Annotated in this window: 35 protein-coding genes; 10 read left to right on the top strand and 25 right to left on the bottom strand. The window is 66.9% G+C overall.

All coding sequences use genetic code 11. The annotated features are described in order from the left end of the window. From CS062_RS17605 to CS062_RS17550, 13 genes are all read right to left on the bottom strand, one after another. Window positions 1-192 carry a hypothetical protein gene (locus CS062_RS17605; protein WP_099862890.1) on the bottom strand — a complete coding sequence of 64 codons (192 nt, stop codon included), beginning with the start codon at window positions 190-192 and terminating at the stop codon, window positions 1-3. Further along, complete coding sequence (locus tag CS062_RS17600) at window positions 189-752, bottom strand: hypothetical protein (protein WP_143742398.1); 564 nt, start codon at window positions 750-752, stop codon at window positions 189-191. The genes CS062_RS17605 and CS062_RS17600 overlap by 4 nt, the downstream gene beginning before the upstream one ends. A 154-nt stretch (window positions 753-906) precedes the next feature. After that, a complete protein-coding gene (locus tag CS062_RS25910; protein ID WP_143742397.1) occupies window positions 907-1,518 on the bottom strand; it encodes a hypothetical protein in 612 nt (203 codons plus the stop codon). Window positions 1,519-1,557: 39 nt separating this feature from the next. Next, window positions 1,558-1,911, bottom strand: a complete 354-nt coding sequence (locus CS062_RS17595; RefSeq protein ID WP_143742396.1) for a hypothetical protein — start codon at window positions 1,909-1,911, stop codon at window positions 1,558-1,560. Continuing rightward, complete coding sequence (locus CS062_RS17590; RefSeq protein WP_099862887.1) at window positions 1,911-2,282, bottom strand: hypothetical protein; 372 nt, start codon at window positions 2,280-2,282, stop codon at window positions 1,911-1,913. Before CS062_RS17590 ends, CS062_RS17595 begins: the two co-directional genes overlap by 1 nt. Continuing rightward, the gene (locus CS062_RS17585; RefSeq protein WP_099862886.1) at window positions 2,282-2,815 is read right to left on the bottom strand and encodes a phosphatase domain-containing protein; all 534 of its coding nucleotides are present in this window, start codon (window positions 2,813-2,815) and stop codon (window positions 2,282-2,284) included. The genes CS062_RS17590 and CS062_RS17585 overlap by 1 nt, the downstream gene beginning before the upstream one ends. Before the next feature lie 84 nt (window positions 2,816-2,899). After that, window positions 2,900-3,574, bottom strand: a complete 675-nt coding sequence (locus tag CS062_RS17580) for a hypothetical protein (protein ID WP_143742395.1) — start codon at window positions 3,572-3,574, stop codon at window positions 2,900-2,902. Between the two features lie 48 nt (window positions 3,575-3,622). Next, the gene (locus CS062_RS17575) at window positions 3,623-3,841 is read right to left on the bottom strand and encodes a hypothetical protein (protein ID WP_099862884.1); all 219 of its coding nucleotides are present in this window, start codon (window positions 3,839-3,841) and stop codon (window positions 3,623-3,625) included. Between the two features lie 239 nt (window positions 3,842-4,080). Continuing rightward, window positions 4,081-4,611 (bottom strand): terminase small subunit, encoded by a 531-nt coding sequence (locus tag CS062_RS17570; protein WP_099862883.1) that lies wholly within the window; start codon window positions 4,609-4,611, stop codon window positions 4,081-4,083. Between the two features lie 118 nt (window positions 4,612-4,729). Further along, window positions 4,730-5,176: a DUF1064 domain-containing protein gene (locus CS062_RS17565; protein ID WP_233218117.1), complete on the bottom strand. Its 447-nt coding sequence runs from the start codon at window positions 5,174-5,176 to the stop codon at window positions 4,730-4,732. After that, a complete protein-coding gene (locus CS062_RS17560; RefSeq protein ID WP_099862882.1) occupies window positions 5,173-5,400 on the bottom strand; it encodes a hypothetical protein in 228 nt (75 codons plus the stop codon). The genes CS062_RS17565 and CS062_RS17560 overlap by 4 nt, the downstream gene beginning before the upstream one ends. Beyond that, window positions 5,397-6,287, bottom strand: a complete 891-nt coding sequence (locus CS062_RS17555) for a hypothetical protein (protein ID WP_099862881.1) — start codon at window positions 6,285-6,287, stop codon at window positions 5,397-5,399. Before CS062_RS17555 ends, CS062_RS17560 begins: the two co-directional genes overlap by 4 nt. Continuing rightward, on the bottom strand, window positions 6,280-7,266 hold the full coding sequence (locus tag CS062_RS17550; protein WP_099862880.1) for a DUF1376 domain-containing protein: 987 nt from the start codon (window positions 7,264-7,266) through the stop codon (window positions 6,280-6,282). Before CS062_RS17550 ends, CS062_RS17555 begins: the two co-directional genes overlap by 8 nt. Window positions 7,267-7,400: 134 nt before the next feature. On the opposite strand from CS062_RS17550, the gene CS062_RS17545 reads away from it, so the two are divergent. After that, the gene (locus CS062_RS17545) at window positions 7,401-7,670 is read left to right on the top strand and encodes a hypothetical protein (RefSeq protein WP_099862879.1); all 270 of its coding nucleotides are present in this window, start codon (window positions 7,401-7,403) and stop codon (window positions 7,668-7,670) included. An 8-nt stretch (window positions 7,671-7,678) separates the two neighbouring features. Here the strand turns inward: CS062_RS17545 and CS062_RS17540 are convergent, their stop codons facing one another. The 10 genes from CS062_RS17540 to CS062_RS17495 are packed head-to-tail and all read right to left on the bottom strand — an operon-like array spanning window position 7,679 to window position 13,693. Further along, the gene (locus tag CS062_RS17540; RefSeq protein ID WP_099862878.1) at window positions 7,679-7,885 is read right to left on the bottom strand and encodes a hypothetical protein; all 207 of its coding nucleotides are present in this window, start codon (window positions 7,883-7,885) and stop codon (window positions 7,679-7,681) included. Then, entirely contained in the window at window positions 7,882-8,802 is a 921-nt protein-coding gene (locus CS062_RS17535) for an MmcB family DNA repair protein (RefSeq protein ID WP_099862877.1), read from the bottom strand. The genes CS062_RS17540 and CS062_RS17535 overlap by 4 nt, the downstream gene beginning before the upstream one ends. Further along, on the bottom strand, window positions 8,799-9,098 hold the full coding sequence (locus CS062_RS17530; RefSeq protein WP_099862876.1) for a hypothetical protein: 300 nt from the start codon (window positions 9,096-9,098) through the stop codon (window positions 8,799-8,801). Before CS062_RS17530 ends, CS062_RS17535 begins: the two co-directional genes overlap by 4 nt. Further along, on the bottom strand, window positions 9,095-9,277 hold the full coding sequence (locus tag CS062_RS17525) for a hypothetical protein (protein WP_099862875.1): 183 nt from the start codon (window positions 9,275-9,277) through the stop codon (window positions 9,095-9,097). The genes CS062_RS17530 and CS062_RS17525 overlap by 4 nt, the downstream gene beginning before the upstream one ends. Further along, window positions 9,277-10,026, bottom strand: a complete 750-nt coding sequence (locus CS062_RS17520) for a hypothetical protein (protein ID WP_099862874.1) — start codon at window positions 10,024-10,026, stop codon at window positions 9,277-9,279. Before CS062_RS17520 ends, CS062_RS17525 begins: the two co-directional genes overlap by 1 nt. Further along, on the bottom strand, window positions 10,023-10,871 hold the full coding sequence (locus CS062_RS17515; RefSeq protein WP_099862873.1) for a DNA adenine methylase: 849 nt from the start codon (window positions 10,869-10,871) through the stop codon (window positions 10,023-10,025). The genes CS062_RS17520 and CS062_RS17515 overlap by 4 nt, the downstream gene beginning before the upstream one ends. Then, the gene (locus CS062_RS17510) at window positions 10,868-12,577 is read right to left on the bottom strand and encodes a DNA cytosine methyltransferase (RefSeq protein ID WP_099862872.1); all 1,710 of its coding nucleotides are present in this window, start codon (window positions 12,575-12,577) and stop codon (window positions 10,868-10,870) included. Before CS062_RS17510 ends, CS062_RS17515 begins: the two co-directional genes overlap by 4 nt. Continuing rightward, window positions 12,574-12,903 carry a hypothetical protein gene (locus CS062_RS17505; protein ID WP_099862871.1) on the bottom strand — a complete coding sequence of 110 codons (330 nt, stop codon included), beginning with the start codon at window positions 12,901-12,903 and terminating at the stop codon, window positions 12,574-12,576. Before CS062_RS17505 ends, CS062_RS17510 begins: the two co-directional genes overlap by 4 nt. Further along, a complete protein-coding gene (locus CS062_RS17500) occupies window positions 12,900-13,421 on the bottom strand; it encodes a hypothetical protein (RefSeq protein ID WP_099862870.1) in 522 nt (173 codons plus the stop codon). Before CS062_RS17500 ends, CS062_RS17505 begins: the two co-directional genes overlap by 4 nt. Beyond that, entirely contained in the window at window positions 13,421-13,693 is a 273-nt protein-coding gene (locus CS062_RS17495) for a hypothetical protein (protein ID WP_099862869.1), read from the bottom strand. The genes CS062_RS17500 and CS062_RS17495 overlap by 1 nt, the downstream gene beginning before the upstream one ends. A gap of 15 nt (window positions 13,694-13,708) precedes the next feature. Between CS062_RS17495 and CS062_RS26265 the strand changes: the two genes are divergently transcribed. Further along, window positions 13,709-13,846, top strand: coding sequence for a hypothetical protein (locus tag CS062_RS26265; protein WP_158238818.1), 138 nt, complete (start codon window positions 13,709-13,711; stop codon window positions 13,844-13,846). 108 nt (window positions 13,847-13,954) lie between these two features. Here the strand turns inward: CS062_RS26265 and CS062_RS17490 are convergent, their stop codons facing one another. Beyond that, window positions 13,955-14,209, bottom strand: a complete 255-nt coding sequence (locus tag CS062_RS17490; RefSeq protein ID WP_099862868.1) for a transcriptional regulator — start codon at window positions 14,207-14,209, stop codon at window positions 13,955-13,957. Between the two features lie 83 nt (window positions 14,210-14,292). Here CS062_RS17490 and CS062_RS17485 point away from each other — a divergent pair, with 83 nt between their 5' ends. The 3 genes from CS062_RS17485 (at window position 14,293) to CS062_RS17475 (ending at window position 15,610) form a co-directional block, all read left to right on the top strand. Then, window positions 14,293-14,922, top strand: a complete 630-nt coding sequence (locus CS062_RS17485; protein ID WP_099862867.1) for a hypothetical protein — start codon at window positions 14,293-14,295, stop codon at window positions 14,920-14,922. Window positions 14,923-15,020: 98 nt separating this feature from the next. Continuing rightward, window positions 15,021-15,311 (top strand): hypothetical protein, encoded by a 291-nt coding sequence (locus CS062_RS17480; protein WP_099862866.1) that lies wholly within the window; start codon window positions 15,021-15,023, stop codon window positions 15,309-15,311. A gap of 86 nt (window positions 15,312-15,397) precedes the next feature. Continuing rightward, entirely contained in the window at window positions 15,398-15,610 is a 213-nt protein-coding gene (locus CS062_RS17475; protein ID WP_099862865.1) for a hypothetical protein, read from the top strand. A 1-nt stretch (window position 15,611) separates the two neighbouring features. Here CS062_RS17475 and CS062_RS17470 read toward each other — a convergent pair whose 3' ends face one another. Further along, entirely contained in the window at window positions 15,612-15,998 is a 387-nt protein-coding gene (locus CS062_RS17470; protein ID WP_099862864.1) for a hypothetical protein, read from the bottom strand. Window positions 15,999-16,151: 153 nt separating this feature from the next. Between CS062_RS17470 and CS062_RS17465 the strand changes: the two genes are divergently transcribed. Genes CS062_RS17465 through CS062_RS17445 form a run of 5 tightly spaced genes read left to right on the top strand, consistent with a single transcriptional unit; the run spans window position 16,152 to window position 19,363 of the window. After that, window positions 16,152-16,586: a hypothetical protein gene (locus CS062_RS17465; protein ID WP_099862863.1), complete on the top strand. Its 435-nt coding sequence runs from the start codon at window positions 16,152-16,154 to the stop codon at window positions 16,584-16,586. Then, complete coding sequence (locus tag CS062_RS17460; protein ID WP_099862862.1) at window positions 16,583-16,855, top strand: hypothetical protein; 273 nt, start codon at window positions 16,583-16,585, stop codon at window positions 16,853-16,855. Before CS062_RS17465 ends, CS062_RS17460 begins: the two co-directional genes overlap by 4 nt. Continuing rightward, window positions 16,852-17,364, top strand: coding sequence for a hypothetical protein (locus CS062_RS17455; RefSeq protein WP_099862861.1), 513 nt, complete (start codon window positions 16,852-16,854; stop codon window positions 17,362-17,364). The genes CS062_RS17460 and CS062_RS17455 overlap by 4 nt, the downstream gene beginning before the upstream one ends. Continuing rightward, window positions 17,361-18,182 carry a RecB family exonuclease gene (locus CS062_RS17450; protein ID WP_099862860.1) on the top strand — a complete coding sequence of 274 codons (822 nt, stop codon included), beginning with the start codon at window positions 17,361-17,363 and terminating at the stop codon, window positions 18,180-18,182. Before CS062_RS17455 ends, CS062_RS17450 begins: the two co-directional genes overlap by 4 nt. A gap of 20 nt (window positions 18,183-18,202) precedes the next feature. Then, window positions 18,203-19,363 carry a hypothetical protein gene (locus CS062_RS17445; RefSeq protein ID WP_233218115.1) on the top strand — a complete coding sequence of 387 codons (1,161 nt, stop codon included), beginning with the start codon at window positions 18,203-18,205 and terminating at the stop codon, window positions 19,361-19,363. Window positions 19,364-19,388 lie beyond the last annotated feature (25 nt).

The raw sequence follows: 19,388 nt of genomic DNA, 5'->3' as shown, positions 1-19,388 counted from the left end.
TCAGGCCTGCGGCACGCTGAGCAGCGCCGCGATCAGCAGGACGGCCAGCACCGCGGCCGCGACCAGCGACTGCCTGCGCAGAACGCGGCGGCGCTCCGCCGGCGACAGCGAGCACCAGGCGCAGGCGTCGTCGCCCTCGCGGTCGACGGGGTCCCAGCAGTGCCGGCAGGTGGAGCGGTAGCGGGCGCTCATCGTCCCCGCTCCCCGGGCCGGCGACTCAGCCCGAGCTCGCGCATCAGCGCCGGCACCATCTGTCGCGCGATCTCCTGCGCCAGCCGATCAGCGAGACCGGGCCCGCCCATGGACTGCAGGGCGGACGGGCTGATCGCATAGAACAGGTCCGCGCCTGCGAACTGGACGCGGGCATGCAGCTTGCGCTTCAGGTAGTCGCGCTCGACGTCGGTGAGGAGAACGTCCAAGGGGACCACGTCATAGCTGACTGCCTCGACGGGCATTGCGGCATCGAACTGCTCGAGCGATGGCGACTCGTCGGAGAACGCATCCGCATACACCTGGTCGCGGCGCTCGCCGCCGACCTTCATGGCCTGCGGGCGCATCAGCGCGGAGTTCCGGGGCAGCATCGCTTTCGCCGCCTCGATCTCGCGCGTCAGTGCGTGCAGCTGCCGCCCGCGCTCCATGGCCGTCTTGGCGGTGAATGACAGCGTGTTGCTGACCTTGGCCAGGTCGGCGCTCAACCGAGCCTGTTCCTCGCGGGCCCGGCGGCGCTGGTTACGTCCGAACCGGCGGCTCATCGGAGCACCCAATCGCGTGGCGCATCCCACCGCAGCAGGATGGCGAAGGCGGTCTGCGTCAGCTTGAAGCCGGCGCGCGCGGGATCGTGGAGCGAGGTGTAGGGCATGGCGCCTCCGGAGGGTGGAGGCGACACCGTGCCATCCTTGGCACGAGTCAGGTCACAGTTTCCAGCTCGTCATCTGGCGGAGGGTTCTGTAGCTCCACCCAAATCAGGTCCAGTACTTTCGCATCGGGTTTAGCACGGCAAATGACACCGGTGGATGTGCCAATCGCCAGTCGCAATCGATCCAAGCTACGACGACTATCAAAGTGCTCGCGGAAGTATTCGCTGCGCGCGATGACGTGTCGCCAGTCATAGATGCCCTGCAGCGGCAAATAAAAGCGGGCCTCCTGCGCAGGAGACAATGTGTGCGGCAGAGGTGGATTACCGATGTACACGGCCCTGTCGAAGAGCTGGTGAGCGTACTGGCGCCGGTATCCGAGCCACCAGCGACGACGCACCTGCCATCCAAGCGCAGTGAGCATCACCGGGTGAATGCCAACGTTTGAGGCTGACACGCTGAAGTACTCAGGCTCTGCACCGGGTTCGGACACGCCTATGAACAGCACGCATGATGCGTCAATCCGCAAATCGGGCTTCACGCGTCTTGTGGCGATCCATAGAGAAACGATTACGGCGCCGCAAGTTCCAATCGCACTTAGGATCTGAGCCCAATCCACCAGCGTCTTCGGCAGCCAGTCCCAGCCAGAGCCAAACTCCTGCATCCCATCCTCCCGTCGTTATGGCCGGGAGTATCGCGGAGCTCAGGCGGGGCCGGGCGCCGCGGCATCGCTCACCCACCGCTCGCCCAGCGCCTTGATCGCCCCGACATGCGCGTCACTAGGGAAGGACCGCTGCACCTTGTCGACGAGCTGGCCGAAAAGGTCGGGCTTTCGGCAGGCCAGGCATCCGATCTCCGGCAGACGGGCGATGTCGCCGCCGATCTCCGCGTGCACCTTGTCGTCGCAGCTCGCGCCCTGGAACAGCGCGATCTGCGTGGCGATCTCCAACGCCTGCCACGGGTCGGCCGGGCCGTAGCCGGCCTGCTTCACCAGCAGCGCGCGGTGGGTGGCGCACAGCGGGTGCATGTGGATTGTCGGTTGGGTGGTGTCGGCCATCAGCGTCCCCTCTGCATCTCGCGTAGCAGCGCCGCTGCGAACAGATCAATGGTCCGACGGTACTCGTTGACCTGCCGTTGCTGGCCCGGCAACCACGCCGCGCGGAGCTTCAGCGCCAGCACCTCGTCCTCGGCGATGAGGACCCACTTCTTCTGCCCGCGCAGCCAGTGCAGCCGCTCGAGGCGGATCGTGAGCGTCTCGTACTCCTCCAGCTCGGCTGGCATTGGATAGCCAGGCGTTTGATGCCGAATAGGCTCCACGATCGGTACACGAAAATGGCTTCCCATGTAGCGCGCGATGTGGTCAGGGTTGACCGGCAGGTCGAAGACGGTGATGGGCTCGAAGTCCTCGGTGTAGAGCACGACGTTCATCAGAAGTCCCCCGGCGCGACTTGGAAGCAGGCCACGCCCTTGCCGCGCCACATAGCGACGACCTTATCGCGGTCATCGAACACGGCCACCAGCCGCTTCTTGTCGTACTCGCTGAGCCCGTCGTACCAGCTGGCCTTGAGCTGCTCGTCGGGCGTGTAGTCGCCCTCGCGGCGCATGGTCAGACCGACCTCCTCCGCGTCGACCGATCCGTCGCCGAAGACGTGCTTGTGCAACCAGGCCAACGTCTCGTTCATCACGACGGCGCTGCGGTCGCTCCAGATCTGCACCTCGGCACCGGAGCGGATGAGGCCCATCATGGTCGCGATGACCGGCCAGTTCGGCAGGTCGTCGACGCAGGCGGCGAAGAACGCCGGCCAGTCCGGCGGCCGCGGCGCGCCGCCGCAAACGAAGCACGTCGCGCCGGACTCGGTGACGCCCTTGTCGTCGCAGTTGGCGCACCGCTCAACCAGGTGCCGCCGGTGCTCGATCAGCGCCAGCGTGCCGTCGAGGTCGAAGATGTAGAGGGGGGGCATCTGCCGCTCCTGGGCCTTGAGGAGCGGGCAGACTGCCATCCTTGGGACGGCGCCTCAAAGGTTGCGCCGGATCGCTAGCGGCGGCTATGCGCGATGCTTCAGCATTGACCGCACGACCGACGCCGGCACTCGAACGATCTGTGCTATGAGCAGGTCCGGATCGAATTGCGGGAAAGCGGTCTGAAGGTCTGCCCGCAGCGCTCTCAGCGTAGCGGTCCAACTGCTGGGCAGGAGGTACTCGATCGCACCAACCCAAGCCGCTTCATCGACGATCGTTTGAGGGGTTTCGCACCGCATGAATCCCGTCGTCGCGAGGTCGTCAATCAGGTCGTTGACCAGCTCGATCGTTCCGCTCCGAGGATAGTTCTCATCCTCCATGAAGCAATGCATCAGCTCTTTGGCGGCGTAGAACCGAGCCCAGCAGTAGTTGTTATTCACCAGGATGACGATCTCGTTCTGAGCCTTGCGGCCTTGCCAAGCTCGCCGTTTCCAGTAAGCCTGCAAGTAGGAAGACTCAATCGCGGGCCAAGAGATCGTTGTGGTGTGGTGAATGTTGGCCAACTTCAGCAACGAGCAAGGGGCATCCTCGTACACGGGGATGGGCCGAAGGTCTCGCGCACTCGTGGGTTCAAACGGGATGCCGTTCGCCTCACAGACCTTCTTCGTCTTCTCCCTCGCAGTCTCGAACATCTGCTTGATGTAGAAGTTGACGATCTCCTTTGTCGTCTCCATCCCGCCGCCCTGATTGTTGTCTTGCATAACGAAAAAGGGTGCCTTTCGGCACCCCATGGTGAAACGGATCAGCAATCAGTGCTGATCGACGAACTGGCGCACAGTCTCCGGCACCACCGAAGTGGCAGTCGGAGCCGTCTTCACATAGCCAGCAGCCAGCATGGCTTCAGCGGCCAGCAGCTCATTCTGAATGGCTTCAGTAGTGATGCCCTTACCCGGCGCGACGGCAAACTTGATGTCAACCAACCCGTTGCCGAGCTCCTTGGCAAGCCAAGAGTCGAAAGCGGTGTTCATGATTTTCTCCACGGGGGGAAATTTCGAAAAAGCCTCGAAATATAGCACAGGGCTGCCTGAGAAAAGTTCGCAGGACAGCTGATGACAGACTATCGCTATTGACAGGCTTGTCAATAGGCGTTGACGAAAGACCGCACGGATGAGTGCCTGTCCTACAGGACGTTGTGACCTTAGACACACGGATGCCACAAGAGCTCCCGCCTCCCAGCACCTTTCGCGTGCACTCACACTGCGCGAGGTCAGCCCTTGCCCTCCTGAGCCACCGGCCCGACCACGTTGCCCTTGAGCGTCCCGAGCAGCTCCGCCAGCGGGTCGACCTTCTGCTTGTTGTCGAGCTCGTAGAGGCCGAGGTGCTTCATCGCCATGTCTAGCGACGCCCGCTTGTCCCAGAACTGGTACTCGATGCGGCCGTCCTCGTCGATCTTGAAGGACTTCACCGCGGCCCGCGTCACCGGGTCCAGCTCGTTGGGCAGCTTGATGCGACCGTTCTCGTCGACGATGCCCGCGATGTCGCTGTGGGCCAGCATGGCGACCTCGCGCAGCACCTTGGCCTTGTCCAGCACGGCGGCCTCAGCGGCCAATCCCTGGAGTTCCTTTACCCTTGCTGAAACCTGATACACGCCCATGAGCCGGCTGGCGGCCTGATGGACGGCGTCCGCCTTCCACTTCTGCGAGCGCGGATAGGCGCGGCGGTAGGCCTCGGCCTGTGACAGACCGGAGGCCACGCCTCGGGCGAATGCCTCTTGCGATGGGGAGCAGGGACGGGTCATTTCTCGTTGAGGGCCAGCCAGAGGGCCAGGATGAAGGCGATCGGGGCCTCGACGACCCCAAGGTGCGATGCGACGAGGCCGACGATCAGCGCGGCGATGCAGGCGACGTAGCGCATGGTCAGCTCCGGACTTCCTGGACCTCGACGCCGTGGCGTTCGAGCATCAACTTGCGCTTGAGCTTGAACTCGGGGGTGGCGACGCCCTTGACGTCTTCGACGACGACCTTGCCATCCTTGGTGCGGTACACGAAGTCGGCGACGTAGGCCGTGGCCCGGCGCTTCTTCCCGTCGGGCCCGACCGTGGCCGGGATCAGCTCGTACCGGACCTGGCGCTGCAGCTCGGCGATCTCGCAGGCCCGCTGCAGGACCAGCAGTTGGTGCCAGCGCCGGTGCTCTGCCTTCGAGTCGAAGGTGAGATCGCCCTCCTGCACCTTGCGGTTCCCGTACTTGCTGCGGCCCTTGGGCAGCCGGGGCTGGTCGCGCAGTTGCTGCTGGGTCGGCAGGCCGGCGGTGCGGGCCCGGAGATCCAGGAAGTCGCGCAGCGACATCTGCACGGGGCGGCTCATGCGCGGCCCTCGAAGAGCTTGGCCTCAGGGCCGCAGGGCTGGCCAGGGGCGCGCAGCAGGCTGCAGGAGTTGCTGTTCGTGTTCTTCGTGGTCCCGCACTTCAGCACGACGGTGCTGGTCCGAGAACTCTCGAGCACCCGTCTCTGGACGTGACGGCAGGCCTCGCAGGTCGTCCGCTGCTGGGCGAAGGTGAAGGTCGGCAGCACGTAGGCGGGCGTGGTCATGCCTGGCTCCTGGCGCCTTGCTCGGAACGTTCGCGGGTGATGTCCGCACGCATGCCTGGCGGCAGCGCGTCCAGCGGGATCGCGATGCCGGCGGAGAACTCCTGCCGGGGCCCGGTGGGCACCCAGACCAGGGCGTCGCGCCAGGCCCTGCGCTGGTCCATCGTGAGGGCCTCTCCGGCCTCTTCCCGGGCCTTCAGGTCGTGGGCCCATGCCAGCGGCTTCAGCGGGGTGCCGCGCTTGCTGTCGACCAGCGCCTGCAACTGCTGGCGTGCCGAGGCCCGCTTCGGCGGATTCGGAGCCGGCAGCAGCGCGGTGACGGATTCGGGTGCGGGCAGCGCCGGGCAGCTCTCGTAGGCCAGCTCGGGCGAGATCCGGCCGGCTTCAGCGGCCGCGGCCAGTGCCCGCTTGCGCTGCTCCCAGTCGCTACCGAGGCAGATCAGCCAGACCGGGGGCCGCCCTGCGGCCTTGGCCAGGGTCATGGCGCGGCCGTAGGCCTCTTTGAACGCCATGCGGGCGGCTACGCGGTCGCCGGCGTTCAGCAGCGGCGCAGCGACGCCGTAGGCCTCCGCCATCTCCTTCGTCCACACCACGGTCTCCGTCTCGTTCTGCGGGACCATGGCCCAGGCCTCTTCGGCGCCGGGGCGCCCGTCGGCGCTCAGCGCGTCGATCTGCGCGATGACGTCCGCCGGCGTCGGGATGAACTTGCCGCGCTGCGGGTCCTTGACGTGGGCGTCGAAGGCGGCCCGGATCACGGCGAGGTCGTGCGCGATCAGCGAGCGGAACCAGAGCGCGGTGTTCGTCGGGTTCGGGGTGTAGGTCCCCCGGCTCAGCAGGCCGCAGACGGCGTCCAGCATGCCGGCGAAGTCGTCGAATTCGGTGTCAAGCATCGAGGGTCTCCTGAGGGCCGGGGCGGATGCCGAGCAGGCGTTTCGCTTCGGCGTTGCGGGCGGCGGTGTCCTGCGGCGGTGGCGACGCGCCGCGAGGCGGCATCGGGCCGTGGTGAACGCGCTTGGCGACCTCAGCAGCACGCGTCCGCTCCCCCTCCACGATCCCGAGCAGGTAGGCGAAGGGGTCCTTGGCGCTGAGCGCCTTGGGCACGGCTGCGACGAACTCCTCGGGCGCAGCGCCGGCCTTGAGCAGCGTGTCGAGCCGCAGGTTGCCGGGGCTGACGTTGCCGATGCCCATGGCCTTGAGGCGGCGGCAGAGCATCCCGGCGACGCCCGGGGCGACGACGACCGGCTCCTGGGGCGGTTCGGGTGGCGGTGCCGGGGGTGGGGCCTCGGGCGCCTGCGCGCGGGGAGTGGGCACGGCGGGGGCTAATGCACCGGGTTCGGTATTCAGTACCAGTGGTCCGTGGTCAGTGCTGGATTCACGGTGGAGTCCGGTGGATGTCACGCGTGACACCGGCGGGACTTCCGGCTGTGTCGGGGGCGGTGCCGGCGGCGGTTCCGGTGACGGGGCCGGTGCTGGCGGCGGAGGGGTTGCGGGCTTCTTGGAGCGACGCAGCGCCTGGCGATCGGCGTCGCTGCGGCGGCGCCCCAACATCTCCACGACGCGGGCGGTGAGCGTCTCGTGGTACAGCCGGCCGTCGCTGGCCTCCCACCAGCCGCGGAGCATGACGCGGCGGTATCGCTGCCAGAGTTCGGCGGGCATGCCGAACTTCGCCGGCAACACCTCCTCGTCGGCCGGCAGACTGCCGCATGGCGCCTGCTTCCAGGCCGCGAGCCACATCATCAGCAGCCAGGGCTTGGCCTCGGCAGGCGCAAGGTCCCAGGTGTCGGACTGGTCGAGCTGCGTGTAGTCGAGCTCGAAGCGCCAGCCCTTGGCCTTGGTGTCGGCCGGGTATGGCGGTGCGGGGTGGGACATCAGATCAACTCCAGATGCTGCGCGACAAAGCTCAGCACTTCGACTTGGCGCACGAATTGCGAGCGGCTGGCGGCGGCATTCAGAACGCGCTCACCTGATGCAAACTTGCTGCCTCGACAACCTGTGGAGCGCCGATGACCACCACAACGATTTCCTTTGCGCAGGTGCAAGGCTTCGACGCGAGCAGCTTCGATGCGATCTTTCTGCGGACACCTCCGGGATCCAATCGCCTGGTGTTCTCCAAGCACACGGCGCAGCGAGTAGTGCCGGGCGCGAAATTGCCGATCACGGATCACCAGGAGCTGCTCGTTGAGGTGCCTGACTCGAACGATCGCCAGACCTTCAACGACGTGAAGGCGGCGCTCCTGCCCACGACTGGGCTGGATGGATGGCACACGATCTAGGACGTGCATCACAACCCTCCCGGCTTGAGGATCTTGGCCGTCTTGGCACGGCCGGCCTGCTTTTGCTCCGCCGTCGGAACGACGTCGCGTCGGATCTTGATGGCGCAGGCATCGCGGTTGCGCTTCGCCAGCTTCTTGGCCGCGGTGCGGCGGCCCTGCTCGCTGGGCGTTGGAGCCGGCATCTGCGGCCGGTAGTTGGGGTCGAACGGGTTCACGCGACGACGTCCTTCACGCGGACGGGCGCGACGGGCACCGCCTCGATCTCCGCCGCGTTGGCGGTCAGAACCTCGCCCAGCTGGCGCGCCTGGGCCGCCACGCTCGCCAGGTCGTCAGCCAGTTCGAGCAGCGGGTTGCGACCGAAGCGCGGCTTGGCCAGCAGCGTCAGCAACTGCTGCGCGCGGACCTGCAGGTCGGTTGCAAGGGAGTCGGCCGGCAGGCCGAGGGCCACGGCCAGCTTGCCGACGGCGCCGCTGCAACGCTCTCGCTCGGTGTCTCGCTGCGCCTGCATATCGGCCCGGTCGCGCGCGAGCTGGTCGTTCAGCCGCTTGCGTTCAGCCTCGTAGTTCGCATGCGCCTGTTGGTGCATCTGGGCCAGCCGGGGGATGTCGCTGAGCATCGCCGCGATCTCCGTGCCGAACTTGGCCGCGAGCTTGTCCGCCGCCTGCCACTCACGGAAATAGGTGGTCCGGTTGGTGCCGTTGGCGCGCGTGACGCCATCCAGCAGCAGCTTGATCCAGGCCTTCCAGGGCAGCTCGGTGAGCTGATGCGAGACCGGCTTCTTGGCGTAGCGCCACGCGCCGTTCGCGCCGCGCAGGATCAGGCCGCAGGTGGCAGGCACCATGTCCTTGGCGATCAGCCCGGCGGGCGCTGCGAACGTGACGCTGTTGGCGTAGGCCAGATACGCCTGCCATTTGCCGGCAGTCACGTCGCGGCGGAAGTCGGCCATGCTGACCTTGACCTCGAAGGCTTCGAAGGCGAGTCGCGTGTACGTCGGCTCCATCGTGTAGACGTCCGGGCGCGGACTGCCGCTCTCGCCGAGCTGCATGTCCTCCCAGGTGATCCGGTTGGAGTGGCCGCGCAGGTGCGACGCGAGATCGGTCGCCAGCTGGTCGTGGGTGAGCTGCTGCGTCATGCTGGCACCTGCTCGGTCGGCTTACCCGCTTCGGCCTGGTCGAGTTCGTCGTCTGTCAGCTTCGGCAACGGGCGCAGGCATCGATCCGCGACCACGACCTGCGGGCCCATGCGCTCGTTCATGTCGCTGCGCACCCAGCCATTCACGACCCAGGCTTGGCGCGACGACTCGAATCTGTCGACACCGTTCAGAAACTCGATGGGAGCTGCGCGACGTTCTACGGTGACGACGGCGCCGCGCCCGTTGGGCGTAAAGGGCGCGACCACGATCGCGCGGTCTCCAGGCTTGCAATTCATGAAGCTCTCCCCTGCTCTGCTTCCGCCGTCTCGTAGTCCACGAGCCAGCTGATGTTTTCTGAGAAGTTGCGGCGCTCCGCCGGCGTCATCGCGGCCGCGCGTGCGGCGACCTCGGCTTCCGGACACTGCAGCAGGCCAGCGCCCAGGCGCGTGCGCTGGGCCATGTCGACGGGCGGCATCACGCGACCTCCAGCAGAGACTGCGTGGTCGGCTGCCGATCCCAGTACGCCGGGCTCGCATGCGCCTCGATTCGCGCTCGCATCACGCGAGCGCGCCATTCCTTGTTCGGCGGCATGTAGGTGCCGCGCCACTTGGAATCGATGCCGACGTTCTGGCCGATGTTGGTGCTGTCGACGCTGGCCAGCGGGAACCTGGTGAACACCTCAGGATCCAGCATCCGCAGGCCATGAACCTTGCAGATCGGCCGTCCGTGCTTGTCGCAGATCACGTTGAAGGCCTCGGCCATTCGGTTCCACCATGCCGGCGTGCCGATCCTGGCGAACTGCCCGGAGCTGCCGAGACAGATCCGCGGGAAGCTCAGCGCAAGACGCTCGAGCCGCTCCAAACTCTCGTGGAGGTGCCAGACCGGCGCGCCTATCCAAGGCGCGTGGCTCCGCCATGGCCACTGCTCGATCAGCGCATCATTCGCATCCTCGTCGCCGTCAATGACGTCGGGGATCACTGCGAAGTCGAAGCACGGCAAGCGGTGGAGCGCCGCGACCCATTCGTAGTACGCGTTCCAGTCCGTGATCGGCTTGCCCGAGACCCAGGCGCTGAACGCGCCGTTGTCGAGCGCGAGGCTTTGACAGACGTCGATCGCGAGATCGAGCTGCTCCGGGTGAGCGAAGCTGACGAAAGCGTGGCCGCCCTGTACTGCCGCCGCGGCAACGGCCGCGGGCGTGATGGGTAGTCCGAAGTACGGAATCATGCGGCTTGCTCCGCGAAGAGGTCGCCACGGGCGATGTAGAGCGCGCGACTGCACGCGGGGTTCAGCCAAACGACTTCGGTGCGTTCGCGCGCGCCGTCGGCCAGTGCCTTGCGCTCGTGACGCTCCCAACCGGCGAAGAGCTCCTGGTCGTATAGGTCGCTGGGGTAGCCGCTGATCACGACCATCGCCTTCAGGGCATGTGCCGTTTCTGCGAGCCGACGGTGATCGGCGATGGTGAAGTCGTGCGTGTAGATGTGCGTCCCCCTTCCCTGTGCGGTCAGGTACGGGGGATCAAGGTAGAAGAGCGCGTCCTCTCGATCGTGACGCCGCATGACGGCGTGGGCGTCGTCGTGCTCGATCAGAACCGCAGCAAGCCGCTTTGCCATCGTGCGCACGGCCTCCGGCGACGCGCGCAACGCGTTGATGCGGGAGCAATAGCCGTCGGGGTTGATGCGGGTGTCGAGGCCTGACCGCTGCCAGATGCCTTTTGAGGACTGCCCCATGAATCCCCGCGCGACCACCTGGTGCGCCGCATCAATCTCGTCGACCGGCTCCTCGTAGCACCAGCCCTCGTACTCCTCGCGAGAGAACGGCGTCAGCTCCAACCTGCGGGCCAGTTCCGCCGCCTGAGCCGGGTCACGCAATACGCGGAACAGCCGGACGATGCGCGAGTCGAGATCGTTGTAGACCTCGGTTGGCGCAGGTTCCTTCTGGGCCAACACGCTGGCGCCGCCACCGAACGGCTCGACATACACCTTGTGCGGCGGAAAGAACCCCAAGATCCACGGCGCCAGGCGGAACTTGCCTCCGTGGTACCGCAGCGCGGGGCGGGTAATCTCGGTCATGCCGCCACCGCCACATCCTGCAGATCCGAGTAGTTGGCCCGGATCAGCGCTTCCATCGGGGGCGGCGACACGCTGTTGCCGCACATCTTGACCTGCGCGCTCTTGCTGAAGCGACGACCATCGGCTCCCCGGTCAATGATGTAGTCCGCGGGGAAGCCCTGCGCGGCGTACAGCTCGTGCGGCTGAAGCATGCGGAGGCCGATGTCGACGATGACGTAGGACGTGCCCTTGATCGTCACCGTGACCAGGGCGAGGCGGTCCTTGGTCGTGATCGTGGGCGCCGGATCACGGATGTCGCCGTCCTGGCCGCCCTGCCCGTAGTAGCGCATCAGGAACGCGGCGACGCGCAGCGCGCCCTCCTCGTTCTCCTCGCTGAGCGTGCACTCGACGACGCCCTGCGTGCAGCCCTTACCGACGATCGTCGACACGGCGTCGCGCATGTCGTGCCCGACGTTGCCGGTGTTGTGCTGCGCCATGAACGCGACCGCCAGCCCCAGCGTGTTATTCCCGCCGGGCCGCTTGCTGGCGCCGCCGGCGGTGATCGTGGGGATCGGGCCATGGAGAGGCAGCCCGTCGCGATCGAAGCGGAACTGCACCAGCGTGGCGGCCGCGACGGCATGCTTCACGCCCTCGGCCATGATCGTGCCGAGCGGCGCCTGCAGGTCCAGCGCGCGGGGCTCCTGGCCAGGACGCTCGCCGTAGCCCGTCTGCACCAGCGTCGGAGCGACAAGCGCGTGATGGGTGCCTCCCGCAGAAACGACACCGATCGGCTCCGCGGCGCTGTGCGCACTGGTGCGAGCAGTGCTGGTGCCGCGCAGCGGCACGATGAAGGGGTCCGCCGAATCGAGCACGTACTTCCGAATACCGCGGGCGATGCGTCGAAGCGTCGCGTCAGCCAGCGGGCGCTCTCGCGTGAAGATGCTCGGGCACTCGATGCTGAAGTCGATGACCTCCGCGGCGGCGCCCCAGCGTCGCTGCCCCTTCTTGGGGTTCTTGGCGTGCGTCGGCTCCGGCCACACGATGGGCGCGCCGTCGAAGCGCGCCACCATGAACAGGCGCTCGCGCGACGTCTTAGCGCCGAAGTCCGCGGCAACCAGCTTCCGCCACTGCACTGCGCCGCCCATGCGCCGCAGTCCCTCGACGAACTGATTCCAGGTCTTCCCCTTGCGTTTCGGATCAGGCACCAGGAACTGCTGGCTGCGGGGCGTGTGTTCGCCGGGACCCGCCACGGTGCCGTCCAGGCGCACGACGCGGCCGGTCTTTGGGCAGCGCTTCGCGACCAGCGGCGCCCACTGCAGCATCTGCTCGACGTTCTCCAGCGACACCACCCGCGGCCCGAGTCCGCGCTTCCTCAACCGGCCAACCCAGCGATGGACCACCCATGCCAAGGCTCGGATCTTCACCCGCCGGGGCTGGCCACCGCGGGCTTGGCTGTGGTCCGTGCAATCCGGGCTGGCATGAAGCATGCCGACTCGACGGCCTCGGACCACGGTGACCGGCTCCACCTCCCAGACGTCACAGCAGAAGTGCTCGGTCTGCGGATGGTTTGCCTCGTGCATGCTGATCGCGTCCGGGCTGTGGTTGACCGCGACGTCGACGTGGCGGCCGATGGCCTTCTCAATGCCACAGCTGGCTCCGCCGCCGCCGGCGAAGAGGTCGACGACGAGTTCGTCAGCGATCGGGAGCAGGAGTTGAGGTGTGATCACGCGTCGCCTTCCTTTGCGATGCCGTAGCGCAGATAGCGCGGGTTGCGGTTGGTGTCCTCGACCGCCTTGACCTTCTGCTGTGCCTTCAGGAACAGCAGGGCCCAGTCGACGGCGCGCTCGGTGCGCCCCGTCGCTGCGACGATCTGGACCCGGGTGAAATAGATGCCGCGGCGCGCCTCCAGGAAGAGGTGCACGGCCTGCGTCGCGCTGCCCTCGCGGATGACGCCGGGCGGACGCGGGTTGAAGCGCGGGGCTTCGGGGGATTCGTTGAGGTCACGATTCGCCGCAGCGGCGATTCGCTGGGCCAGCCACTCGACGCCGTTCATCGCGACTGCCCCCAGGTGAAGACCGAGCTTGAGCGCGCTGCGAGCGCCGTGCTTCGGCACTGCTGGTTGCGGACCTTGCTGGCGTAGGAAACCGAGATGTCGAACCGCGCGGCCAGCGCGTGCAGCGTGTCGTTGGACGCGACGATCGCCGCGACGTCGTCTTCGCTGAGCCGCGAGGTCGCGCGCTTCGTCGCCTTGATCTTTGCGATGGTGGCCGGGTCGCGGCGGAGATCCGCGTTGAGCATCTGACTGCTGCGATCGCCCTTCTTGCGGTGCGCCGGATTCGCGCAGTTGAAGGTCGTGCAGGTGCAGTGCCAGACCACGCCCGGCGCCGGCGCCGCGCCCGTGGTGAGATGCGCGATCAGAGTGCCTATCGACACCTTGTCGCCGAGCGGCGCGTACCAGACGTTCATCACGGTCCGGCCACTGCGCGTCTTCATGCGCCAGCAGCCAGTGATGTCGTCGACGTCGCAGCGAGCTTCGAGGTCCGCGACGGACCGAATGCCACGCGCGGGCATCAGACCGGCTCCCGGGCAGCGTCCCGGCTTTGATCCCATCGACCGATGCGGGCCTGGGCACCGACACTGCGTCGCATCACGTTGAACTCGCCGAACAGCGCGCGCTCAAGGATGTGGCGAACGAACTCGCTCTTGGTCATGCCGGTGAGCGTCGCCATCGCGATCACGGCCTCTTCAGTCTCCTGGCTGACCGGGACATCCAGGCGCGCGACCAGCTTGCCGCCGGGGTCCGTGCGACCGCTGCGCGAGAACAAGACTTCATCGTCATTCATGGGAGGTTCCTGGGTATGTCGGATCAAGAGTTCGCCGAGAAGGCGGTCAGGCAGGTCGTCGCGGAGGCCGCGGCGTTTGCGGCGATGTGGGAGCGCGAGCTGCAGCTCGACGCGATGTGCGAGCTGGCACGCGCGACGCGCGATGTGGAGTGAGAAAGAGCCCCGGGCGCGGAGCCCGGGGCGAAGCCACCGCGCCACTCGCCGAGGAGGTCGGCGCCCGGTCGTACGCGGTGGGGAGACAAGGGGGCGCGGCGGCGCATGTCACGCGGCCTGCTGCAGACGGGGTGCGCCCTTGGTGCCGACCAACTCGGGCCAGTGCTCCCACCAGTCATCGGGTCGCAGGTCCCAGCGCATGACCTGGCGCTTGGTGGCCAGCTCGATCGCCACGCACCGGATCACCGGAACAGGACGAACACCCCGTGACCATTGCCAGACCAGTTGAGGATCCACGCCAAGGTCTCGGGCTAGCGTCGTTTGCCGCCCGCGTCGGCGATCCACGTAGTGTTCGAGCTTCATGCGCACATCTTAAGCGCGCCGCTTCATTGAATCAAGCGCCGCGCTTCTTGGCCGTTTTAAGCGTGCCGCTCAAAGTGCCGCGCATGAAGACGATCGGAACGATCCGCCGGGAGAACCTCGAGCTGGTGATCAAGAAGCTGAAGAAGCTTGAAGCAGTCGCCGAAGCGGCCGGCACGACCTCGGTCTACCTGAGCCAGATTCGGAATCAGACGGCGGACAAGAAGTCCGGCCGGCCGCGGGAGATGGGATCCGCGATGGCGCGGCGTATTGAAGAGGCCGTGGCCGTGGACCGAGGGTGGATGGACGTGGACCACGGCACCGAGTCGGCGGCTACCGCGCTGGCCGACGCTCCGCAGGTCCGCAAGACGCAGCACTTCGCCAGCGTCACCGTCGGCGACGCCATCGCCGTACTCAGCTCGGCGCTGGCCAAGGTTGCCCCGTCTGCCAGGGCGGCGGCCGTCGAGCTGTGCGCGACGCTCGCGAGGGCGCCTGACTCGATGACGGTTCGTGAGGACCTCGCCGCCCTGCTCGCTGGAACCGCCCCAAGCCCGACCTGGCGCGACTGCGCTGTCGAGCTGATCTCCACGTCGATCGAGCAGGACAAGCAGCTCCCGCCGGCCGACGAGATAATTCAGCTCGTGGATGCACTCTATGCCGCCCGGACCGCCGAGGCCGCCGCACCAGCAGTGCGAAGCGCCGTGAAGGTTCCGTGATGTGGTGCGCGCGCAACCCGACTAAAGAGGGAGTTCTGTAAGCCGGCAGCGGCCGATATTAATAAAAATGACACCGTTGTTAGCAGTTTCGCGGTGCCATGGAAGACTCCCAGCAGCAGCAGCCAGAGTTCCGGTTCGGCGACGTCCAGCAGTTCGGGTCGACCGTCTATGGCGACATCAATCTGAACTCGATGCGCACTCCACCGCCCGACGCAGCAATGATCTGTCCGGTTGAAAAATGCCGCGCTCCGAATTGGGAGCATGCGCCCTACTGCCCCAGCTGCGGGTACGACTTCAGGCACCGATCAAAGCTGATCTTCAGGGGTGCGCTGATCGCGCTGCTACTTCTGATAGCCGCACTGCTCGGCCTGATCCTGCAACGGATATGACGGTCCAAACCCGACAGCGCCCCTGTCAGTGGTTACACCTAGACAGCGTGTCGGGAACCTTGCGAGGATGTTGCAGGGAGTAACGCATGGATCGCAAGACAAAGCCTGGCACTGACATCCTGGACCTCATCATGTCCAGCCTGCCGGAAAACGAAAAGCCGACCGCAGCTAGCAAGCTGGCAAAGCTGCCGGCAGTGAGCGTCGCCGGGAGCATTCACCAGTTCGCAGTGACCCTCAGCGGGCCGATCACCTTCACGACCTATTCGGGCGAGAAGCCGCCAGGCGCCACCGCTGGATAGGTCACCTCGGAATCGAACTGACTTGGCCTTCCCTGCAAGGCCATTTGTCCACCGCCGCGATGGCTACCGCTGCACCGATGTCGAGCGGCTGCAGTGTGGACTGCGCGACTATGCGCTCGGCCACCTCCGTGGCGACGCCTTCAAGGCTTGAGCCCGCTGGGAAGCAGGCCAGGCCGTGAAGCCGCAGCGCACTGACGGCGCCTCTCACCGCGTAGAGGAACTGGGCGCGCTCCACGCGTTCGCTGCCCGCATGCGCGCCCTGCTTCCGGGCAAGGAATCCGATCGCTAGTCGCTCGGCTTCGGCTTGTTGCGGCTCGGCTTGGCCAGCCGCGAGGCCCGACACCGCACATCCCACCGCGATCCCCAGGGCCGCGACGCTCATTCTCATGATGGGCTCCTCCCGTCGACCACTTTATCGCCCCGCTCTCCGACTGCGCGAGCGGCAGCTCAGGCGCCAGAAAACAAATTAAGCGCGCCGCTTGACTTGGCAGAAGCGCCGCGCTTAATATTCATTCCGAACTCACCAACAAGGGAGCCCGGAATGAGCGAACGCCGCATCACCCTCGATCCGATCGTCACGGTCCACGACATCGCGGAAGCCCGCACCGTCCTGCTGGGCCAGGTCGAGCGCTATGCCGACTGGGAATTCTTCGTCTGCAAGGGCGCCGAGCACGTCAACGTCAAGGGCGTCCTGCGCGACAAGACCGCCGAGGATTTCGCCTCCACGCCGGTGTCGATGCTGGTCGCGATCCGCAACGACCCCGCCCAGCCCGCCGCGACGCGCTGCGCCGCGATGGACGCGATCAACGAGCGCTTCCTGGCCGACGACGACACGCAGGCCGAGATCGTGCGCGTCGCCAACAAGCTGGCGGCCCGCCGCGAACTGGAAGACGTGCTCGATCGCCGTGAGCGTCGCGCCGAGCTGGCCCGCGTCACCGACACCCCTGCCCTCGCTATGGAATCGAGCGAAGCATGAGCTGCACCGAGCACCACGACGACGCGCCGGTGCCGGCGCCGCAGAGCTGGCAGCGCGTCGATGCGCTGCCCTGCGACGCCAGCTTCTCGCGCGCTCCGGCGCCGGCCGAGGCCTGCAGCGACTTCGGCTTCGAGAACGAGCCGGCGCCGCGCCGTGCCCGCCTCGGCGGCGTCCATGGCTTGGAGCGCTGGTTCCTGCATCACCCCACGGCGACGACCGTCGCGGTGGTGGTGCTGATCGGGCTGGCCTACCTGGGAGCCGCCAAGTGATCGAGTGGACCCTGCCCGAGCTGGAGCAGCTCATGAACGTCGAGTCGCTCCGCCGCAAGATCGCGGCCGCCCATGCAAAGCGCATGGCACTGCCCACGATCAAGGAACGCGAGCAAGCCCGCCTTTCGACCTTCCTGTCGATCGAGGACTGGACACGCGTGTGGTTCGTCCACGAGCACGTCACTCCCATCGCACAAGGCTGGGCCAAGGAGGCGATGCCTCCCGCTACACATCATGTTGAGTGCCGACGGGTCATCAACGATGCCCTCTGCACACCCTGGGTTCCGCTGGAGGAAGTCGAAGCTCCGACGGCCAGCGCATTGATCGCTCACCTGGTCACGATCTATGGCTTCGAGCCCGAACTCGAGATCGTCGGCCACGGCAATCGAATCGTCGAGGACCACAACCGCTACCAGTACCGGTTCGTGACCATGCCGCAGTTGCGCATCCCCACGCGCGAGCAGATGCAGACGCTCGTGGGCGTCTTTCAGGGGATGGCAAGGCAATGAGCGACGCCTTCACCCCCCGCGTCCTCACCGCCCGCGCCAGCAGCTGGTCGAAGCTGTTTGACTGCGCCTACAGCTGGGAGGGCGAGCACATCCTGGGCCTGCGCAAGACCGCTGGCCTGCGCGCGCACCTGGGCACGTCGATCCATGCGAGCACCGCCGCGTTCGACGCCGGCCGCCTGCCGGGCGCGGAGCCGGTCGACATCATGGACGCCGCCGAAGTCTTCGTGTCGACGCTGCACCAGCCGGACCGCGAGGTCGACTTCAAGCAGGACGACCTCAGCCTGCGCGATGCCGAGCGCATCGGCCTGTCGTTGCACGCCGCGTACTGCACCGAGATCTCGCCGCGCTATGCCTTCATCAGCGTCGAGCAGAAATTGACGCCGCTGGAGATCGACTGCGGTGGCGGCCAGATCGTGCGCCTCACCGGCTCGATGGACCGCGCCCGGGTCGCGCAGCACCCCGACGGCGTCGTCATCCCGGACGTGAAGACCGGCACGCGCGTGATCGTGGACGGCGTCGCGCAGACCAAGGGCCGCAGCGCCCAGCTCGGCACCTATCAGCTGATGTACGAGCACACCGAGGGCGTGCCGACCGTCGGCGGCCAGATCCTGGCCCTGGCCACGAAGGGGCGCGCCGAAGTCGCGGTGTCCCCGATCTGGGATGCCAAGCGCGTGATGGTCGGCGACGACGACCGTCCCGGGCTGATCCAGATCGCGGCCGGGATGTTCCGCACCGGCCTCTTCCCGCCCAACCCCTCTTCGCACCTCTGCTCGCCGAAGTACTGCGCGCGCTGGGACACCTGCCACTTCCACGAATGACCACGAAGGAAACCGAAGCGATGAACGCCCCCCTCTCCCTCCAAACGATGCAGCAGCAAGGCGGCGCGGTCGCGCGTCAGCCGGACTACGCGCCCGGCTTCGGCTCGGCCCAGTCCTTCGAGCTGATGCTGCGGCAATCGAAGCTGCTGATGACGACGACGCTCGTGCCCTCGGCGTACCGCTCGCAGATCGTCAAGCTCGACAAGTACGGCAACGTGAAGGAGAGCCGCGAGAACCCCAACGCGCTGTCCAACTGCGCCGTCGCGCTGAACATGGCGACGCGCATGGGGGCCGACCCGCTGATGGTGATGCAGAACCTCTACATCGTGGAGGGCCGCCCGAGCTGGTCGTCGCAGTGGATCATCGCCGCGATCAACGACTGCGGCCGCTTCTCGCCGCTGCGCTTCGAGATCATGGTGCTGGGCAAGAAGACCATCCCCTACGTCACGACGTACTGGGAGGACAACCAGCGCCGCACGAAGACCGAGAACGTCGAGATCCTCGACAAGCTGTGCGTTGCCTGGGTGAAGGAGCTGGCCACCGGCGACCGCCTGGAATCGCCGCCGATCTCGATTGAGATGGCCGTTCGCGAGGGCTGGTACACGAAGAACGGCAGCAAGTGGCAGACCATGGACGAGGTCATGCTGCGCTACCGCGCCGCCAGCTTCTTCGGAAAGCTCTACGCGCCGGAGCTGCTGATGGGCCTGCAGTCTCGCGAGGAAGCCGAGGACATCATCGACATGGAAACCGGCGCGCCGGCCACTGCGACGGTGCCCGTGTCGGAACTGCGCAAGGGCCCGACGCCGATGGTCGACGAGGTCGCGCAGGAGCGCCCGGCCGCCGACGCGCCGGTCGACCAGACCACCGGGGAGATCGCTGGCGCTGCCGCCGCTGCCAGCGCCGGCGAAGAGGCGACGACCGCCGGACCGGGCAAAGAGCAGCCCGCCTTCGACGGCGACGCCTACGCCGAGCAGATCGAGAAGGCCGCCGACGTCGCCACGGTCAACGGCCTGGTGCGCGACATCCCGGCCGAGGCCTCGGACGACCTCCGCGACGTCCTCATCGAGGTCGCCAACCGCCGCCTCGACGCGCTGAGCACGGCGCAGCGGAGCGCCCAGGCGCCGGCGCAGCAGCAGGCCACCGGCAGCCGCCGCCGCGGCTCGACGGCGAGCCCGGAATGAGTCACGAGGCCCGGCGCTGACCGCA

Source organism: Roseateles chitinivorans, from assembly GCF_002761755.1.
In the GTDB taxonomy this organism is placed as follows: Bacteria; Pseudomonadota; Gammaproteobacteria; order Burkholderiales; family Burkholderiaceae_C; genus Roseateles; species Roseateles chitinivorans.
Note: the sequence above shows the minus strand (reverse complement) of the source record. Positions and strands in the feature narration are given on the sequence as shown.

Bases quoted from the DNA above. Each gene is read 5' to 3' on its own strand.
- CS062_RS17605 (WP_099862890.1), bottom strand. From the start codon at position 192: ATGAGCGCCCGCTACCGCTCCACCTGCCGGCACTGCTGGGACCCCGTC.
- CS062_RS17600 (WP_143742398.1), bottom strand. From the start codon at position 752: ATGAGCCGCCGGTTCGGACGTAACCAGCGCCGCCGGGCCCGCGAGGAA.
- CS062_RS25910 (WP_143742397.1), bottom strand. From the start codon at position 1,518: ATGCAGGAGTTTGGCTCTGGCTGGGACTGGCTGCCGAAGACGCTGGTG.
- CS062_RS17595 (WP_143742396.1), bottom strand. From the start codon at position 1,911: ATGGCCGACACCACCCAACCGACAATCCACATGCACCCGCTGTGCGCC.
- CS062_RS17590 (WP_099862887.1), bottom strand. From the start codon at position 2,282: ATGAACGTCGTGCTCTACACCGAGGACTTCGAGCCCATCACCGTCTTC.
- CS062_RS17585 (WP_099862886.1), bottom strand. From the start codon at position 2,815: ATGCCCCCCCTCTACATCTTCGACCTCGACGGCACGCTGGCGCTGATC.
- CS062_RS17580 (WP_143742395.1), bottom strand. From the start codon at position 3,574: ATGCAAGACAACAATCAGGGCGGCGGGATGGAGACGACAAAGGAGATC.
- CS062_RS17575 (WP_099862884.1), bottom strand. From the start codon at position 3,841: ATGAACACCGCTTTCGACTCTTGGCTTGCCAAGGAGCTCGGCAACGGG.
- CS062_RS17570 (WP_099862883.1), bottom strand. From the start codon at position 4,611: ATGACCCGTCCCTGCTCCCCATCGCAAGAGGCATTCGCCCGAGGCGTG.
- CS062_RS17565 (WP_233218117.1), bottom strand. From the start codon at position 5,176: ATGAGCCGCCCCGTGCAGATGTCGCTGCGCGACTTCCTGGATCTCCGG.
- CS062_RS17560 (WP_099862882.1), bottom strand. From the start codon at position 5,400: ATGACCACGCCCGCCTACGTGCTGCCGACCTTCACCTTCGCCCAGCAG.
- CS062_RS17555 (WP_099862881.1), bottom strand. From the start codon at position 6,287: ATGCTTGACACCGAATTCGACGACTTCGCCGGCATGCTGGACGCCGTC.
- CS062_RS17550 (WP_099862880.1), bottom strand. From the start codon at position 7,266: ATGTCCCACCCCGCACCGCCATACCCGGCCGACACCAAGGCCAAGGGC.
- CS062_RS17545 (WP_099862879.1), top strand. From the start codon at position 7,401: ATGACCACCACAACGATTTCCTTTGCGCAGGTGCAAGGCTTCGACGCG.
- CS062_RS17535 (WP_099862877.1), bottom strand. From the start codon at position 8,802: ATGACGCAGCAGCTCACCCACGACCAGCTGGCGACCGATCTCGCGTCG.
- CS062_RS17530 (WP_099862876.1), bottom strand. From the start codon at position 9,098: ATGAATTGCAAGCCTGGAGACCGCGCGATCGTGGTCGCGCCCTTTACG.
- CS062_RS17525 (WP_099862875.1), bottom strand. From the start codon at position 9,277: ATGCCGCCCGTCGACATGGCCCAGCGCACGCGCCTGGGCGCTGGCCTG.
- CS062_RS17520 (WP_099862874.1), bottom strand. From the start codon at position 10,026: ATGATTCCGTACTTCGGACTACCCATCACGCCCGCGGCCGTTGCCGCG.
- CS062_RS17515 (WP_099862873.1), bottom strand. From the start codon at position 10,871: ATGACCGAGATTACCCGCCCCGCGCTGCGGTACCACGGAGGCAAGTTC.
- CS062_RS17505 (WP_099862871.1), bottom strand. From the start codon at position 12,903: ATGAACGGCGTCGAGTGGCTGGCCCAGCGAATCGCCGCTGCGGCGAAT.
- CS062_RS17500 (WP_099862870.1), bottom strand. From the start codon at position 13,421: ATGCCCGCGCGTGGCATTCGGTCCGTCGCGGACCTCGAAGCTCGCTGC.
- CS062_RS17495 (WP_099862869.1), bottom strand. From the start codon at position 13,693: ATGAATGACGATGAAGTCTTGTTCTCGCGCAGCGGTCGCACGGACCCC.
- CS062_RS26265 (WP_158238818.1), top strand. From the start codon at position 13,709: ATGTCGGATCAAGAGTTCGCCGAGAAGGCGGTCAGGCAGGTCGTCGCG.
- CS062_RS17490 (WP_099862868.1), bottom strand. From the start codon at position 14,209: ATGAAGCTCGAACACTACGTGGATCGCCGACGCGGGCGGCAAACGACG.
- CS062_RS17485 (WP_099862867.1), top strand. From the start codon at position 14,293: ATGAAGACGATCGGAACGATCCGCCGGGAGAACCTCGAGCTGGTGATC.
- CS062_RS17480 (WP_099862866.1), top strand. From the start codon at position 15,021: ATGGAAGACTCCCAGCAGCAGCAGCCAGAGTTCCGGTTCGGCGACGTC.
- CS062_RS17475 (WP_099862865.1), top strand. From the start codon at position 15,398: ATGGATCGCAAGACAAAGCCTGGCACTGACATCCTGGACCTCATCATG.
- CS062_RS17470 (WP_099862864.1), bottom strand. From the start codon at position 15,998: ATGAGAATGAGCGTCGCGGCCCTGGGGATCGCGGTGGGATGTGCGGTG.
- CS062_RS17465 (WP_099862863.1), top strand. From the start codon at position 16,152: ATGAGCGAACGCCGCATCACCCTCGATCCGATCGTCACGGTCCACGAC.
- CS062_RS17460 (WP_099862862.1), top strand. From the start codon at position 16,583: ATGAGCTGCACCGAGCACCACGACGACGCGCCGGTGCCGGCGCCGCAG.
- CS062_RS17450 (WP_099862860.1), top strand. From the start codon at position 17,361: ATGAGCGACGCCTTCACCCCCCGCGTCCTCACCGCCCGCGCCAGCAGC.
- CS062_RS17445 (WP_233218115.1), top strand. From the start codon at position 18,203: ATGAACGCCCCCCTCTCCCTCCAAACGATGCAGCAGCAAGGCGGCGCG.